Origin of the sequence: Algibacter sp. R77976, assembly GCF_044594645.1 — a bacterium.
Lineage (GTDB): Bacteria > Bacteroidota > Bacteroidia > Flavobacteriales > Flavobacteriaceae > Algibacter_B.
Genome location: NZ_CP138989.1, coordinates 2,492,026 through 2,506,597, shown reverse-complemented (window position 1 = coordinate 2,506,597; position 14,572 = coordinate 2,492,026). Strand labels below are relative to the sequence as shown.

At 30.5% G+C, this 14,572-nt stretch carries 18 protein-coding genes; 7 read left to right on the top strand and 11 right to left on the bottom strand.

The features are described 5' to 3' along the window. Positions 1–43: 43 nt before the first annotated feature. The 6 genes from SJY43_RS10740 to SJY43_RS10715 all read right to left on the bottom strand — a co-directional run bounded on the left by SJY43_RS10740 (position 44) and on the right by SJY43_RS10715 (position 4,915). Positions 44–931: a DUF4835 family protein gene (locus SJY43_RS10740; protein ID WP_396600738.1), complete on the bottom strand. Its 888-nt coding sequence runs from the start codon at positions 929–931 to the stop codon at positions 44–46. Continuing rightward, entirely contained in the window at positions 924–2,135 is a 1,212-nt protein-coding gene (gene coaBC / locus SJY43_RS10735; RefSeq protein WP_396600737.1) for a bifunctional phosphopantothenoylcysteine decarboxylase/phosphopantothenate--cysteine ligase CoaBC, read from the bottom strand. The genes SJY43_RS10740 and coaBC overlap by 8 nt, the downstream gene beginning before the upstream one ends. A gap of 89 nt (positions 2,136–2,224) precedes the next feature. Beyond that, entirely contained in the window at positions 2,225–2,554 is a 330-nt protein-coding gene (locus SJY43_RS10730; protein WP_396600736.1) for a DNA-directed RNA polymerase subunit omega, read from the bottom strand. 7 nt (positions 2,555–2,561) lie between these two features. After that, positions 2,562–3,395 (bottom strand): outer membrane protein assembly factor BamD, encoded by an 834-nt coding sequence (locus SJY43_RS10725; RefSeq protein WP_396600735.1) that lies wholly within the window; start codon positions 3,393–3,395, stop codon positions 2,562–2,564. Between the two features lie 118 nt (positions 3,396–3,513). Next, complete coding sequence (gene dapA, locus SJY43_RS10720) at positions 3,514–4,392, bottom strand: 4-hydroxy-tetrahydrodipicolinate synthase (RefSeq protein WP_396600734.1); 879 nt, start codon at positions 4,390–4,392, stop codon at positions 3,514–3,516. After that, a complete protein-coding gene (locus tag SJY43_RS10715) occupies positions 4,385–4,915 on the bottom strand; it encodes a DUF6913 domain-containing protein (RefSeq protein ID WP_396600733.1) in 531 nt (176 codons plus the stop codon). Before SJY43_RS10715 ends, dapA begins: the two co-directional genes overlap by 8 nt. Before the next feature lie 57 nt (positions 4,916–4,972). Here SJY43_RS10715 and SJY43_RS10710 point away from each other — a divergent pair, with 57 nt between their 5' ends. The 3 genes from SJY43_RS10710 (at position 4,973) to SJY43_RS10700 (ending at position 7,100) form a co-directional block, all read left to right on the top strand. Next, positions 4,973–5,731: a 5'-nucleotidase C-terminal domain-containing protein gene (locus tag SJY43_RS10710; RefSeq protein WP_396600732.1), complete on the top strand. Its 759-nt coding sequence runs from the start codon at positions 4,973–4,975 to the stop codon at positions 5,729–5,731. Positions 5,732–5,734: 3 nt separating this feature from the next. Continuing rightward, a complete protein-coding gene (locus SJY43_RS10705; protein ID WP_396600731.1) occupies positions 5,735–6,652 on the top strand; it encodes a bifunctional metallophosphatase/5'-nucleotidase in 918 nt (305 codons plus the stop codon). Between the two features lie 67 nt (positions 6,653–6,719). Next, positions 6,720–7,100 carry a DoxX family protein gene (locus tag SJY43_RS10700; RefSeq protein WP_396600730.1) on the top strand — a complete coding sequence of 127 codons (381 nt, stop codon included), beginning with the start codon at positions 6,720–6,722 and terminating at the stop codon, positions 7,098–7,100. 3 nt (positions 7,101–7,103) lie between these two features. Here the strand turns inward: SJY43_RS10700 and SJY43_RS10695 are convergent, their stop codons facing one another. The 4 genes from SJY43_RS10695 to SJY43_RS10680 all read right to left on the bottom strand — a co-directional run bounded on the left by SJY43_RS10695 (position 7,104) and on the right by SJY43_RS10680 (position 11,271). Continuing rightward, positions 7,104–7,649 carry a hypothetical protein gene (locus tag SJY43_RS10695; protein WP_396600729.1) on the bottom strand — a complete coding sequence of 182 codons (546 nt, stop codon included), beginning with the start codon at positions 7,647–7,649 and terminating at the stop codon, positions 7,104–7,106. Between the two features lie 278 nt (positions 7,650–7,927). Continuing rightward, positions 7,928–9,925, bottom strand: coding sequence for an NAD-dependent DNA ligase LigA (gene ligA, locus SJY43_RS10690; protein WP_396600728.1), 1,998 nt, complete (start codon positions 9,923–9,925; stop codon positions 7,928–7,930). After that, complete coding sequence (gene prmC / locus SJY43_RS10685; protein ID WP_396600727.1) at positions 9,925–10,770, bottom strand: peptide chain release factor N(5)-glutamine methyltransferase; 846 nt, start codon at positions 10,768–10,770, stop codon at positions 9,925–9,927. The genes ligA and prmC overlap by 1 nt, the downstream gene beginning before the upstream one ends. Positions 10,771–10,779: 9 nt before the next feature. Then, on the bottom strand, positions 10,780–11,271 hold the full coding sequence (locus tag SJY43_RS10680; RefSeq protein ID WP_396600726.1) for a GNAT family N-acetyltransferase: 492 nt from the start codon (positions 11,269–11,271) through the stop codon (positions 10,780–10,782). Positions 11,272–11,324: 53 nt separating this feature from the next. Here SJY43_RS10680 and SJY43_RS10675 point away from each other — a divergent pair, with 53 nt between their 5' ends. The 4 genes from SJY43_RS10675 to SJY43_RS10660 are packed head-to-tail and all read left to right on the top strand — an operon-like array spanning position 11,325 to position 14,006. After that, on the top strand, positions 11,325–11,780 hold the full coding sequence (locus SJY43_RS10675) for an LEA type 2 family protein (protein WP_396600725.1): 456 nt from the start codon (positions 11,325–11,327) through the stop codon (positions 11,778–11,780). 2 nt (positions 11,781–11,782) lie between these two features. Continuing rightward, positions 11,783–12,787: a bifunctional diaminohydroxyphosphoribosylaminopyrimidine deaminase/5-amino-6-(5-phosphoribosylamino)uracil reductase RibD gene (gene ribD / locus SJY43_RS10670; RefSeq protein ID WP_396600724.1), complete on the top strand. Its 1,005-nt coding sequence runs from the start codon at positions 11,783–11,785 to the stop codon at positions 12,785–12,787. After that, positions 12,780–13,391 (top strand): HAD family hydrolase, encoded by a 612-nt coding sequence (locus tag SJY43_RS10665; RefSeq protein ID WP_396600723.1) that lies wholly within the window; start codon positions 12,780–12,782, stop codon positions 13,389–13,391. Before ribD ends, SJY43_RS10665 begins: the two co-directional genes overlap by 8 nt. A gap of 6 nt (positions 13,392–13,397) precedes the next feature. Further along, positions 13,398–14,006, top strand: a complete 609-nt coding sequence (locus SJY43_RS10660; RefSeq protein WP_396600722.1) for an IMPACT family protein — start codon at positions 13,398–13,400, stop codon at positions 14,004–14,006. 1 nt (position 14,007) lies between these two features. On the opposite strand, the gene SJY43_RS10655 is transcribed toward SJY43_RS10660, so the two are convergent. Then, on the bottom strand, positions 14,008–14,406 hold the full coding sequence (locus tag SJY43_RS10655) for an acyl-CoA thioesterase (RefSeq protein ID WP_396600721.1): 399 nt from the start codon (positions 14,404–14,406) through the stop codon (positions 14,008–14,010). Between the last annotated feature and the right edge of the window lie 166 nt (positions 14,407–14,572).

The window sequence follows — 14,572 nt, the reverse complement described above, 5'->3', positions numbered from 1 at the left end:
GTCGCAATTATTGTCGCAGCAAGCTACTTTGACAAAAAATAGTCTATAATTTAATGTTTTGCCATTTACTAGTATGCATTGGCGCTACTTTTTGAAGTGTTTCTTTTAAACTTACAATATTTACTTGTGGTCCGTCAGAAAATATTTGTTCAATTTCTTCAGCTTTAGCATCAAAAAATGTACGAAGTAAAAATGAATTTGGTCTACGACTATTCATAGCTTTAAACTTCTCTATGGCTGTAGCTACTTCAGTTTTTCCTGCCTTTACATTATCACTCATTTCATCTAAACCGTTTCTATGGTAATCGTACATAACCTGCCTAAACTCTTTAAATGTAGGTGACAGTATATTATCAATAAGTGCGAATCTACTTTGCAAACCATCTTCTAGTTTCCAACCTTGAAAGTTACCTTGTTGAGAATAGTTAGTAATGACTTGAGCTTGTTTAAAATATTCATCACCACCTTTATCTGCAAACGAATCTGCATCTAGTCCTAGAATCATATTAATATGAAATGCTAAAACAGAAATTAAGTTAGATTCAAACTGCGTAGGATTATAAATTAAATTTTGAAACTCAAGATATCTGAAACTAAAGTCTTTATCGTTAAAATTATATATAGGCGTGCTAAATGAAGACCCGTAAATTGGTCTTGAAGATTGTATTTGTAACGTACCTTGAAAAGATTCACCACTATAATTTGTGATATTTAAAAACATATTGCAATTAATACGTTCTTGATCTTTAAAGGTTTTTTTAGTCCATTTTGTATTATTAACAAACTCTATAAGTTGCTTTTCAAGGGTTTTAAAAATGGGGAAATTTTCGTTACCCGTTTGTTCTGCGTTTACAACAACATTACAATTTAACTCTTGAGAAAACCCTTTAAAACAAAGGCAAAGTATTAATACAATTAGAATCTTACGCATCAATTTCTGATATAATTTTATTTAATAAATCTGAAGCAACTTCTCTTTTCGATTTTAATTGAAACGCTGTAATTGTTTCTTTATCATCAATAAAAGTTACTTTATTGGTATCTGTTTTAAAACCAGCACCTTTGTCATTTAACGAATTTAAGACAATTAAATTTAAATTCTTTCTTTTTAATTTTCCTTTTGCATTTTCGAGTTCGTTGTTAGTTTCCAATGCAAAACCAACTAAATATTGACTTTTTTTAATATCTCCTAAAGATGCTAAAATATCTTTAGTTTTTTCCAACTCTAAAGTTAACGTTTCAGACTTCTTTTTTATTTTCTGGCTGGCTACTTCTTTAGGCGTGAAATCTGCTACCGCTGCAGAAAGTATAGCAATATTAGATGATTCAAAATGTTTATGAACCTCATTATACATATCTTGAGCACTTACAACAGGCAAAACATCTATATTTGAATGCGACACCTTCTCGTGTGTTGGTCCAGTAATTAAAACAACTTGAGCTCCTAAATTTGCCGCAGCTTTGGCTATTTCAAATCCCATTTTTCCACTTGAGTGGTTTCCAATAAAACGAACTGGGTCTATAGCTTCGTAAGTTGGACCGGCAGTAATTAAAACTTTTTTTCCTCGAAGCGGTAATTTTCCTAAAATATCTTGTTCTATAAAAGATACAATATCTTCAGGTTCTGCCATTCTCCCCTCGCCTACTAAACCACTAGCTAATTCACCACTAGTTGCCGGAATCATAATATTTTCAAAAGCCTTAAGCTTATTAAAAGACTCTAATGTTGTAGGATGCTTGTACATATCCAAATCCATAGCAGGAGCAAAATACACAGGGCATTTAGCAGATAAATACGTAGCTAATAATAAATTATCGCAAACACCATTTGCCATTTTAGACATGGTATTTGCTGTTGCTGGTGCAACAACAAAGATATCTGCCCACAAGCCTAATTCGACATGACTATTCCATATCGCATTATCATCTTCTTCGTTTGTAAAAGAAGATTGAACAGGATTATTAGAAAGTGTAGATAAGGTTAAAGGGGTAATAAATTCTTTTGCAGATGGCGTCATCACAACTTTTACATTGGCGCCAGACTTTACAAACAAACGAACAAGTGAAGCTGTTTTATAAGCGGCAATACCACCAGTTATACCTAACAATATATTTTTTCCGCTTAATATACTCATAACAAAGTATTTATTTTATAACCAAATAAACTCCAAGACCATGTATTAAACGGTATTGGAGTTTATTTTATGGTGTTTAAATTTAGAAATTATTCCTGATTATCTTGGTCAGTATTTCTAAAATAAATTTTATCTGTTAGCCATTCTTGAACAGCTAATGCATGAGGTTTTGGTAATTTTTCGTAAAATTTAGAAACCTCAATTTGCTCTTTATTTTCAAAAATTTCTTCAAGACTATCATTGTAAGTCGCAAATTCTTCTAACTTATCAATTAGCTCTTTTTTAATTTCAGTGTTAATTTGTTCTGCACGTCTTGAAATGATTGAAATTGACTCGTAGATATTCTCTGTTGGCTCATCAATCTGATTTCTATCATACGTTACCGTATTAACTGGAGCATTGGTTTTTTTTAAATCCATATTATATTTAACTTTTTGTGCTGTGTAATTTTTTTAATTCTTCTTCTATAGATAGAGCCATTTCATCGACCTCTTGTAAATATTTAGAATCTGCATAGTACCTTTTTAAGGTCATGTAATACTCTTTTGCTTTTTCTAGTCTAGGTTCTTTAAGAGGTATTAAAGTATTTCTTTTATAAACATAACTATTAATTGCCAATTTATAAGCTGAATCTAATCTATAAAACAAAGCATCTTCACGAAATTTAGAACCTGGAAATTCAAAAATAAAATTATCGAAAGATCTAACTGAAGCAGGATAATCAGAAATATGATTAAACTGTTTTGCTATTTCGTATGCCTTTTTCTCTAGTTTTAAATCTAATTCTTGAATTAACTTGCTAGCATCAGAAACGTAACTAGATTCTGGATATAAGTTAATAAACTCTTGAAGTTTTTCAATTGCTGATTTAGTTTCCGTTTGATCTTTACTGTAAACAGGTGATAAATAGTAAGCACTTTTAGCAGCTAAAAAAGAAGCTTCTTCTACTTTTTCACTTTTAGGATAGCTTGAAGCAAAACGCTCAAATTGATAACCAGACACATAGTAATCTTTCATTTGATAAAATGAATTAGAATACAAATACATTAATTTCTCAGCTTGTGGTTTCCCTCTATAATTAGGTACAATTTGAGCAAAAAGTCTATTTGCTTTTCCAAATTTACCGTCTTTATATAATGCTTCTCCCATTTTGAATTTAGTAGCAATAGCGTCTTCTCCATCAGCTTTTAAAGCCTTTTGATACTCACTACAACTGCTTAAAACAGTAAGAAAAACTAAAATGTAAAAAAATTTGTTCATAGATTTTTAATACAGCACGCAAAAATACGCTATTATTATGAATTTAAAAAATATTATTTCATGGCTAAAATAATAGCAAAAACACAGTAATTGTAAGGTTTAAGTAATATTTAACAGATTAAAAGGTGTTAACAAAATCAGATATTTTTGCTTTAAGAGTATTTGAAGCTGGAACTAATGGCAATCTTACGGTATCTTGACATAAATTTAAAGCTTCGAAAACGGCTTTAATTCCGGCAGGGTTATTTTCTTCAAAAATATAACCAATAACATCCAAAAGTTTAAAATGTAACTTATAAGCGGCTTTAGCTTCACCTTTTAATCCCAAACGAATCATTTCAGAAAACGCTTTTGGAAATGCTTGCCCAATCACAGAAATAACACCTGCTCCACCAGCTAAAGTAACACCCAAAACTAAATCATCATCCCCAGAAATTATTAAAAAACCTTCTGGTTTATTTTTTATTAATTCATAATATTGAGCCATATTGTTACCTGCTTCTTTTACACCAACAATATTTTTAAAATCTTTTGCTAAACGTAAGGTGGTTTCAACTTCCATATTTTTTGAAGTACGCCCAGGAACATTGTATAAAATAATATCTATTGGAGACACTTCTGCAATAGCTTTAAAATGCTGATAAATGCCTTCTTGTGTTGGTTTACTGTAATATGGTGAAACTGACAAAATAGCGTCTATCCCTCTTAAGTCTGTAGATTTAATTTCTTCAATAACACTAACAGTATTATTTCCTCCAATACCCAAAACTAAAGGCAAACGCCCACTATTCGCTTTTGATATTGTCGCAATAACGTCCTTTTTCTCTTGCTTAGTAAGCGTTACACTCTCTGCTGTTGTACCACAGATAACAAGATAATCTGTTCCATTATCTATATTAAAATTTACAATATTAGTTAATGCATTGTGATTTATACTTAAATCTGAATTAAATGGTGTAACCAAAGCAACTCCCGTTCCTACAAACTTATTATTCATTACTACTTATTTTTTTTAAAATGGTTAAGTATTTTGATACTTCTATTTTAAAGAGATCAAACTCTTTTAAATTGGTTTTTATAATTAAATCATTTAAACGCTCATCTGATTGTAAAATTCCAATTTTAAACTTTGCCTTAGATTCTGCTGTAATCAATTTCAATTCTAATAGTTCTTTTTCGTAATAACTTATTAAAATATCAAACTCCAAATTCAGAAAAGATTGCAACTCCATGTTTTTTACAACACCTTTCCAACCAAAATCTTTAGGGTTGTAACATTCATCCCAAGAATGCAAACCTTCTTTTTTACTTGAAGAATAAGCTATGATTTTTAATTTATTTGGTCTAACATTTATATAATCTGCCAGTTGCCTAAATGCGTCAAAATCATCAAATTCATCAATATTTAAGATAACACCTAAACTAACAACGCGATCATTATTAACATTAACTTGTCGGTTTGCTAATAATTTGTTTAAGTACTTTTTATTAGATTTTTCTTTAAAACCCTTTAAAATCATTTATCTTTATCCTTTGCGCAAAGGTAGCAAAAGTACATTCAAATTATAGATTTTAAAATGAGGTTTACACATTTCTTTATTTTGTTATATTTTTTTGTTTTTCTTAATTGTAAACAAGAAAAATCACAGCTTACTAAAATTGAAGGCAAACAAATACTAATTTCTGATTCGCTTAAAATTGATCCTGAAATTGAAGCTTATATAAAACCCTTTAGGGATAACATTCAAAAAGATTTAGATAGTGTTTTGGGCTATTCTGCAAATACATACTCTAAAAGAGATGGCGATTTAAATTCTGCTTTAGGTAATTTTATGGCTGATGCCGTTTATAGTGAAGCCAACCCTGTTTTTAAAAGCAGAACCGGTAAAGATATTGATATGGTTTTATTAAATTATGGTGGCATAAGGGCAACTCTAAATAAAGGCAATGTATCTAAAAGAACAGCATTCCAATTAATGCCTTTTGAAAACTACATTGTAGTTGTTGCCATAAAATCGAATCAAATTGATAGTTTAATTCAATATTTAGCTAGAGATAAAAGTGCGCACCCTATTTCAAATTTAAAATTAACGCTTGACAAAAATTACAATGTTGTAGATGCTAAAATAAAAGGAAAACCAATTTCTCAAAATAAAACCTATTATGTAGCTACAAGTGATTATTTATATAATGGCGGTGATAACATGTCCTTTTTTCAACCTAACGATAGTATTTATAAAATTGATTATAAAATTAGAAATGCTATAATTGATAAGTTTAATAAACTTGACACTATAAATCCAGTAATTGACAATCGTTTTATTCAGATAAAATAAATTATGAAACGTAGAAATTTTATACAAAAAGCATCAGCAGGAACAGCCTTAGTGACATTAGGTAGTTTAGGTTTACAATCTTTTGCTAGTGCATCAAAAAGCACAAAAATTACCATTCTTCATACTAATGATGTGCATAGTCATATCGATACTTTTGGTCCTGAAGATGGCAGAAACGCCAATAAAGGAGGTGTTGCTAGGCGAGCCAGTTTAGTTGAATCTATAAGAAACGAAAACCCAAATACGCTCTTACTTGATGCTGGCGATATTTTTCAAGGCACTCCTTATTTTAATTACTATGGAGGTGAATTGGAATTTAAACTTATGAGTAAATTAAAATATGATGCCGCTACCATTGGTAATCATGATTTCGATAATGGGATTGATGGTTTATATGCACAACTTCCTCATGCCAAATTTCAGTTTATAACTGCTAATTATGATTTTTCCAACACCATAATGGATACGCATACAAAACCTTATAAAGTATTTGTTAAAGATGGTATTAAAATTGGTGTTTATGGGTTAGGTGTAAAATTAGAAGGTTTGGTTGATCCTAATATGTTTAAAGAAACGAAGTATTTAGATCCTATTGAAATTAGCCAAGACATGGTTAGAATTTTAAAAACTGAAGAAGATTGCGATTTGGTTATCTGCTTGTCCCATTTAGGGTATTACTACAAAAACAACCCCAATAGAATAAGTGATTTAAACTTAGCAAAAGCAACTAAAGACATCGATTTAATTATTGGTGGACACACCCACACTTTTTTACCAAAACCTACTATTGTTAAAAATATTGAAGGCAAAAATGTTTTAGTTAATCAAGTTGGCTGCTACGGAATAAACCTAGGTAGAATTGATTTTTATTTTGATACTGATAAAAATAAATCTGCAAATGGTACTTCAATTATAGTATAATTACAAAAATGGTTGTTAAGGTTTTAAGTTTAGCTCGTCTAAATAGACATAACTAAACCAACCTGTCATGAAAAAACACATTCCGTTCGCATTGCGAATAATTGTAACCGTTATTTTAATTCAAACCTTACGGTTTAAATTCACAGCACACCCTGATAGTGTTTACATATTTAAAACCATTGGTTTAGAACCAATTGGAAGAATTGGGATTGGCGTTTTAGAGCTTATTGCTGGAGTATTACTACTTATTCCAAAAACTGTTTGGTTAGGAGCCGGCTTAACTTTAGGTATTATTGGAGGTGCTATTTTTATGCATCTTACAACATTAGGAATTCAAGTTAATAATGATGGTGGCTTACTTTTTGGAACAGCAATATTTACGTTTATACTTTCTTCTATAATCCTTTTATTATATAAGAGCGATATTCCATTTTTAAAGAAATCGTAGCAATTATTCTATAACTACAAAATCACCTTCTTCTTTAGCAAAATTCAATAATTTTGATTGTTGATAAAAGAAATAAAAGGCGCTAAGCGCTAGTGTTGTAGATAGGAAATTCAAAATACAACGTTGTGCAATATAAATATATGCTACATCTATAACTTCAGAAAAAACAATACACAAAGCACCTATAAATAAGTAAAACGATTTTTTATTATCTCTATAAAAGTAGTTTAACAATGCCAAAGATAATAGTGTGAGTAATACGAGATTATAAACTGTTTCAAGGTAAGAATCACTTTCTAATACGGTATTTGGGTTTATTATAGTGTGTAAAACGTACAATAAATAAATATTCAATACTGTTAGAACTATTAAATGAATTTTTAATTTTTTTAAAACGTAATTAAAATCAAGAGATTTACTTATTTTGATTATTAAAAAGAGATAAGATGCTATGTATAATGCATTACCAATATAGTATTCAAAATCATAAAGCTTTTGAGACTCATCATAAGGCATCCTGTCAATTATTATTCCTAAGATATCTGACAATGAATAGCACACTAAAAACATTAAAAACAATTTACTTTTCCGTTTAATAAAAAAAACGTACAATATTGTTATTAATGGTACAATTAAAGAGTTGAAATAAAACGCCAAAATTTCATTACCGCTAAATTCGAAAATAGCAAATAACAAATAGCATAATACTACAAAACCTATCAAGACTTTCGACTTGTACATGAGAGTGATTTCATTTTGAAGTACAAATATACATAAAAAATGCAATTAAACGTTAAAATTTACATTTAATCGATAAAAACATATTTTTAATTCAACTTGTGTAAGAATTCATTTTCTGTAACTAAGGCTATTCCTAGCTTTTCAGCCTTTTCTTTTTTACTTGGCCCCATATTATCGCCAGCAACAATATAACTCGTTTTAGAAGAAATTGAACTACTTACCTTCCCGCCATTATCCTCAATAAGCTTTTTAAGCTCAGTTCTAGAAACTGTATGAAAAACACCAGAGACAACAATAATATCACCTTGAAGCAAATCTGTTTGCCCATTTAACGCTTCGGCAGACATCTCTAACTGAACTCCAAAACTCTTTAATCTATTTATAGTCACTATGTTTTCTTCAGCATTAAAAAAGGCACTCACGCTTTCGGCAATTTTAATACCTATTTCATCAACATTAACTAAATCTTCTTGAGAAGCAGCAATAATGGCATCTATACTTTTGTAATGCTTCACTAATTTTTTTGCTACAGTTTCACCAACATATCTAACACCAAGAGCATACATAACTCGTTCAAAAGGTACATTTTTAGATTGCTCTATACCTTGTATTAAATTATCAGCACTTTTTTCAGCCATTCGTTCTAATGGAATAACTTGCTCTTTTGTTAATTCATATAAATCTGAATAATTAGTAATTAAACCTTCATTAACTAAAAGCGCTACCGTTTCACCCCCTAAACCATCTATATCCATAGCTTTTCTAGATATGAAATGCTGTATTCTACCAATAATTTGAGGGCTACAACCATTATAATTAGGACAATAATGCTGCGCTTCTCCTTCCTGTCTAACAAGTTGAGTACCACATTCGGGACAATTTGTAATATATTGAGTAGGTTGAGAATTTACAGGACGTTTTGTTAAATCGACGCGAAGTATTTTCGGAATAATTTCACCACCCTTTTCAACATAAACAACATCATGTACCCTAATATCTAGTTTTTCTATTTGATCTGCATTATGCAAAGAAGCACGCTTTACAGTTGTTCCTGCTAACTCGACAGGCTCTAAATTTGCAACGGGCGTTATAGCTCCCGTTCTGCCAACTTGATATGTAATACTATTTAATTTTGTTGATACCTGCTCTGCTTTAAACTTATACGCCATAGCCCAACGTGGTGCTTTGGCTGTATACCCTAATTCTTCTTGTTGTTGTAAATTATTTACTTTAATAACTACACCATCGGTTTCATAAGGTAAATCATGCCGGTGCACATCCCAATATTCAATAAACTCTAAAACACCATCAATAGAATGAGCTAATTTGGCAGCTTCAGGAACTTTAAAGCCCCATAATCTGGCTTTATCTAAACTTTCAAATTGTGTTTTAACGCCTAAATTAGAGCCTGTTAAATTATATAGCAAACACTCTAACGGACGTTTAGCAACTTCAGCACTATCTTGTAATTTCAAACTTCCCGAAGCTGTATTTCTAGGGTTTCTATAGGGTTCTTCCCCTATTTCAATACGCTCTTCATTCATTTTATTAAAGCCCTCAAAAGGCAAAACAATTTCACCTCGAATATCAAACTTAGATGGATAATCGCCTTTTAATTGCAACGGTACAGATTTAATTGTTTTAATATTAGCTGTAACATTATCACCTTGAAAACCATCGCCTCTTGTAACGGCTTTGACTAAATTTCCGTTTTCATAAGTTAAACTAATGGACGCACCATCATATTTTAACTCACAAGTGTATTGGATATTTCCATCAACCAACTTTTTTATTCGCGTTTCCCAATCTTGCAAATCTTCTTTTGAATACGAATTGTCTAAAGAATACATACGATACTCGTGCACCGTTGTTTCAAAATTCTTAGTCACCTCACCTCCTACGCGCTGTGTAGGTGAGTTAGCATCAAAAAATTCTGGATGTTTTGCTTCTAGTTCTTGAAGTTCTTTTAGCTTTATATCGAAATCGTAATCTGAAATGGTCGCGTTATCAAGCACATAATAGTTGTAATTGTGTTCTCTTAACTCGTTGCGAAGGTTTTGGATGTGCTGCTCTGTGGTATTCATTAACTTTTAATTCCTTTTATCATTCTATCTTTTTTAAAGACATCTTGTTTTAACTCTATATTTAGAAAGTTATTATCATGTAATAATTCAATCATATTTTTTCCTAAATATTCATTGATTTCAAAATACAACACCCCTTTTTCTACTAAATTTAAAATAGCAAAATGCGTAATCGCTTCGTAAAAAATTAAAGGATTATTGTCTTTTACAAATAACGCTATATGAGGTTCATTTTCTAAAACATTTGGTTTCATTAACGCTTTTTCCTTTTCGCGCACATAGGGAGGGTTAGAAACGATAATATCAAATTTCAAATTCTGAATTGTTTCAGTTTTTAGAATATCAGCTTCTATAAACTCAATATTAACAGCGTTTAATTTTGCGTTTTGCTTTGCAACAGCTAAAGCTTTTTCACTTACATCTAAAGCATAAACTTTAGCATTAGGTAAATGTTTAGCCAACGAAATAGCTATACAACCACTTCCCGTACCAATATCTAAAATTTTAATTGGACCAGTATTAGTTGTTTGTTTTAAAATACGCTCAACCAACTCTTCTGTTTCTGGCCTTGGTATTAAAACATGATTATTTACTTTAAAAGGTAAACCATAAAATTCTGTTTGACCTATTATATATTGAATTGGTACATGATCTCTTAAAAAACTAAGAGACTCGAGAATTCTTTCAGGATCGTCAATAGCATATTTTGGATTAGTAGCCAATTGAATTCTACTAACATCAAAATAGTCCTTAATTAGCATATAAAAAAAGCTATCAACTTCATCTTCGCCATAAATAGCATCTAGATCTTCGTGAAATATATTTTTAAGATGTTTTAATTTCATAAGTGAATTTTATAAATCTTTTATCAACCATATCCCACAAGAATAATGTCCTGTGTTACCAAGTGCTTTATTTAAATGCTTAAAACCGTAACTTTCATAAATATGAATTGCCGCTTTAAGTTGTGATGCCGATTCTATATAACATTTTTTATATCCCAGCGTTTTTGCAGATACCATGCATTTTTCAAACAATGCTTTACCATAACCTTTACCTCGTACCTTAGGAGAAAAATACATTTTCTGAATTTCACAAACATCACTTTCAAAATCCTTTAAAGGCTTTACACCGCCGCCGCCTAAAACTTCTCCATTAACCTCAATAACATAATACACATCATTATCGTTTTGATAAGACTCAAACATATTTGGAGTTTCTGCATCAGAATATGCTGTTCCTTCTAATGGGATTTTAAACTCGTGAAAGCAATCTCTAATAACCTGCTCTAATTGCGTATTATCTTGAGGCTCAATTTCTCGAATAACTATAGTATCTTTACTCACTTTAATAGGTACATTTAAAGTAGTGAAGATACGCTAAATCGAAAAAAATCAGAATGAAAAAACTTATAATCTTATCAACAATTTGTATTGCTTTGTTTAGCTGCTCTGTTAACGAAAAACCTCAATTTATTGGCGTTGAAAACATTAAGGTTTTAGAATCTACTTCAAAATACATTACGTTTACTGCAGATGCTAAATTTATAAACCCAAATGATATTGGTGGTGAATTACAAACCGACGAAATAAAAGTGTTTGTAAATGACAATGAAATGGCAACTGTTTCAACAGAAAACTTTGAAGTACCAGCAAAAAAAGAGTTTTCTGTACCTTTAAAAACTAACGTCCCAACAGATAGTCTTTTTAGTAACAAAAACTTAAGCGGGTTGCTTGGGAGCTTATTTAGCAAAAAAGTTAAAGTGCAATATAAAGGTGAGATAAAATATAAGGTTTTAGGTTTTTCCCATTATTATAATATTGACCAAACTGAAGATGTGAAAATAAAATTTTAGTATTGACCACACACGAAACTTACATACAACGTTGTTTACAAATTGCTAAAAATGGTTTAGGGAGCACTAGACCAAACCCTATGGTTGGTAGTGTAATTGTTTATAACAATAAAATTATTGGTGAAGGTTTTACAAGCCAATACGGCGGAAATCATGCCGAAGTAAATGCTATACACTCCGTTTTAAATAAAGAATTATTAAAAGAAGCCACTATTTATGTTACTCTAGAGCCTTGTTCTCATTACGGAAAAACGCCACCTTGTAGCGACCTTATTATAGAACATAACATTCCAAATATTATAATTGGATGTAAGGATGATAATGAAAAAGTAGCGGGTAAAGGCATAAAAAAACTAAGAGATGCTGGTCGCCATGTTACTGTTGGAGTTTTAGAAAATGAATGCAAAAACCATCACAAACGCTTTTTTACATTTCATAACAAAAAACGCCCTTATATTATTTTAAAATGGGCAGAAACTAGTGATGGGCTTATTGCTCCAAAATATAAGAATGAGCAAAAACCTGTTTGGATTACCAATACCATTTCCAGACAATTGGTGCATAAATGGCGCGCAGAAGAACAAGCTATACTTGTTGGAACTAATACCGTATTAAAAGACAACCCGAGTTTAACTACAAGAGATTGGGTTGGCTCCAACCCTATTAGAATTGTTATAGATAAAAATGAAAAGCTCTCTAAAAAACTTAGCGTTTTTAATAACGACGCGGAAACTATTTTAATATCAAATAAAACAATTGATTTTTCAAAAAACATTGGAGAACAAATCTGCAATCATTTATTTGAAAACAATATAAATTCAGTAATTATTGAAGGCGGCGCCAGAACACTCCAAACATTTATAGACGAAAACCTTTGGGACGAAGCTAGAATTTTTACTGGACAGGCAACATTCAAAAAAGGTGTTACGGCACCTAATTTTAATGGCAAACTCATTTCGGAAGAAACCATAACTACTGATACACTAAAAATATATGAGAATGATTAAAACCTTAATTTTCGATTTTGGTAACGTATTTGTTAATTTAGACCTTGAAGGTGCTTTTAACTATGCTTTAGAGAAATTTCAAATTGAAGCACTTTCAGATGAAATGATAGGATTTAACAGTTTTTATGAGCAAGGATTAATTTCGACTAAAGAGTTTTTAGATTTTTATTCTACTAATTTCCCAAAATTATCTAAAGAAGAGCTAATTGATGTTTGGAATTTTATGCTGAAAGATTTCCCAAAAGAACGTTTAGACTTTTTAAAAGCACTTAAATTAGATTCAAATTACAAATTGATTTTATTAAGCAACACCAATGAATTACACATAGATTACATAAAAGAAAACGTGTCGTTTTTTGAAGAATTTAAAAATTGTTTTGACGCCTTTTATCTTTCGCATGAAATTAATTTAGTGAAACCGAATCAGGATATTTTTGAATTTGTTTTAAATGAAAATAAAATCAATGCTGATGAATGTCTTTTTATTGATGATAATGAAGACAACATAAATACAGCTAAAAAAATGAAGTTTGAAACCTGGCATATTACCCCGGGAACTGAGAATGTTGTAAATCTTTTTGAAACTAAAAAAAAACTCTTTTAAATAAAATTGATTGAAAAGGATACATATAAAACTATTGAAAGCATTCCAGAATCTGTTTTATTCAAAGACAAGAACAGCAAGTTTTTTGGTTACGCATTCCCAGTTTTAACAGAAGAAGATGTAAAAATTAATTTAGAAAAATTAAAAAAAGAACATCATTCAGCAAGGCATTGGTGTTATGCTTACCAAATTGGAACGGAAACAATAGCCTATCGCGCAAATGATGATGGCGAACCTAGTAATTCTGCAGGTATGCCTATCTATGGACAAATACAATCTTTCGATGTAACAAATATATTAATAGTAGTTGTTAGATATTTTGGTGGTGTTAAACTTGGGGTTGGCGGATTAATAAATGCCTACCGAACAGCAGCTCAAATGTCCTTAGAAACAGCAAATATTATTGAAAAGACAATCAATATTGATTATTTAATTTCTTTTGATTACAAAAACATGAATACCGTAATGCGGGTAATCAAAGAAAAAAAACTTAATATCATAAAACAAGTACTAGAGATGGATTGCAAAATCACAATTTCAATAAGAAAAAATGAATCAGAAGCTATTTTCGAGATTTTTAATCGGCTTTACGAAATCCATATAAAAAAGCTATAATTTAGTCTTCTAGCAAGTCTAAAATATAATTTGGTGCTTTTGTTGGCCTACCTGTTTTCATATCCACAAACACCAAAATCGTGCTTGCAGTAGTTAAAATCTCACCATTTTGATTTGTAATTTCGTACTCAAATTCAATCTTAGCAGTTGGCCATTTTTTTAGTTGAGTTTTTACATTAATTACCTCATCATAACCCGCTGGTTTTTTATAGTTTATGTTTAAAGAAACTACCGGTAACATAATACCGTTTTCCTCCATAGACTTATAAGAAACCCCAAGTTTTCTTAACCACTCAATTCTTCCCATTTCAAGATATAATGCATAGTTGCCGTGGTAAACCACTCCCATTTGGTCAGTTTCACCGTATCTCACTCTTATTTGTATTTCATCGATTTTCATAAGCTTTATTGAATATTTTTTTGTAGATTCGGCAAGAGTATAAACATGAGGAAAAATTTCTTAAAATTCAATAGAATTTCATTTTTTTTTTAAGAATTTTGTTCACATATTTGCCACAGATTAAAAAGGGGGTATGAAATTCATTTTTCATATAATTTCTAACTAA

Excerpts from the sequence above, each read along its gene's own strand:
- SJY43_RS10740 (WP_396600738.1), bottom strand. The coding sequence starts at position 931 with ATGCGTAAGATTCTAATTGTATTAATACTTTGCCTTTGTTTTAAAGGG.
- coaBC (WP_396600737.1), bottom strand. The coding sequence starts at position 2,135 with ATGAGTATATTAAGCGGAAAAAATATATTGTTAGGTATAACTGGTGGT.
- SJY43_RS10730 (WP_396600736.1), bottom strand. The coding sequence starts at position 2,554 with ATGGATTTAAAAAAAACCAATGCTCCAGTTAATACGGTAACGTATGAT.
- SJY43_RS10725 (WP_396600735.1), bottom strand. The coding sequence starts at position 3,395 with ATGAACAAATTTTTTTACATTTTAGTTTTTCTTACTGTTTTAAGCAGT.
- dapA (WP_396600734.1), bottom strand. The coding sequence starts at position 4,392 with ATGAATAATAAGTTTGTAGGAACGGGAGTTGCTTTGGTTACACCATTT.
- SJY43_RS10715 (WP_396600733.1), bottom strand. The coding sequence starts at position 4,915 with ATGATTTTAAAGGGTTTTAAAGAAAAATCTAATAAAAAGTACTTAAAC.
- SJY43_RS10710 (WP_396600732.1), top strand. The coding sequence starts at position 4,973 with ATGAGGTTTACACATTTCTTTATTTTGTTATATTTTTTTGTTTTTCTT.
- SJY43_RS10705 (WP_396600731.1), top strand. The coding sequence starts at position 5,735 with ATGAAACGTAGAAATTTTATACAAAAAGCATCAGCAGGAACAGCCTTA.
- SJY43_RS10700 (WP_396600730.1), top strand. The coding sequence starts at position 6,720 with ATGAAAAAACACATTCCGTTCGCATTGCGAATAATTGTAACCGTTATT.
- ligA (WP_396600728.1), bottom strand. The coding sequence starts at position 9,925 with ATGAATACCACAGAGCAGCACATCCAAAACCTTCGCAACGAGTTAAGA.
- prmC (WP_396600727.1), bottom strand. The coding sequence starts at position 10,770 with ATGAAATTAAAACATCTTAAAAATATATTTCACGAAGATCTAGATGCT.
- SJY43_RS10675 (WP_396600725.1), top strand. The coding sequence starts at position 11,325 with ATGAAAAAACTTATAATCTTATCAACAATTTGTATTGCTTTGTTTAGC.
- SJY43_RS10665 (WP_396600723.1), top strand. The coding sequence starts at position 12,780 with ATGATTAAAACCTTAATTTTCGATTTTGGTAACGTATTTGTTAATTTA.
- SJY43_RS10655 (WP_396600721.1), bottom strand. The coding sequence starts at position 14,406 with ATGAAAATCGATGAAATACAAATAAGAGTGAGATACGGTGAAACTGAC.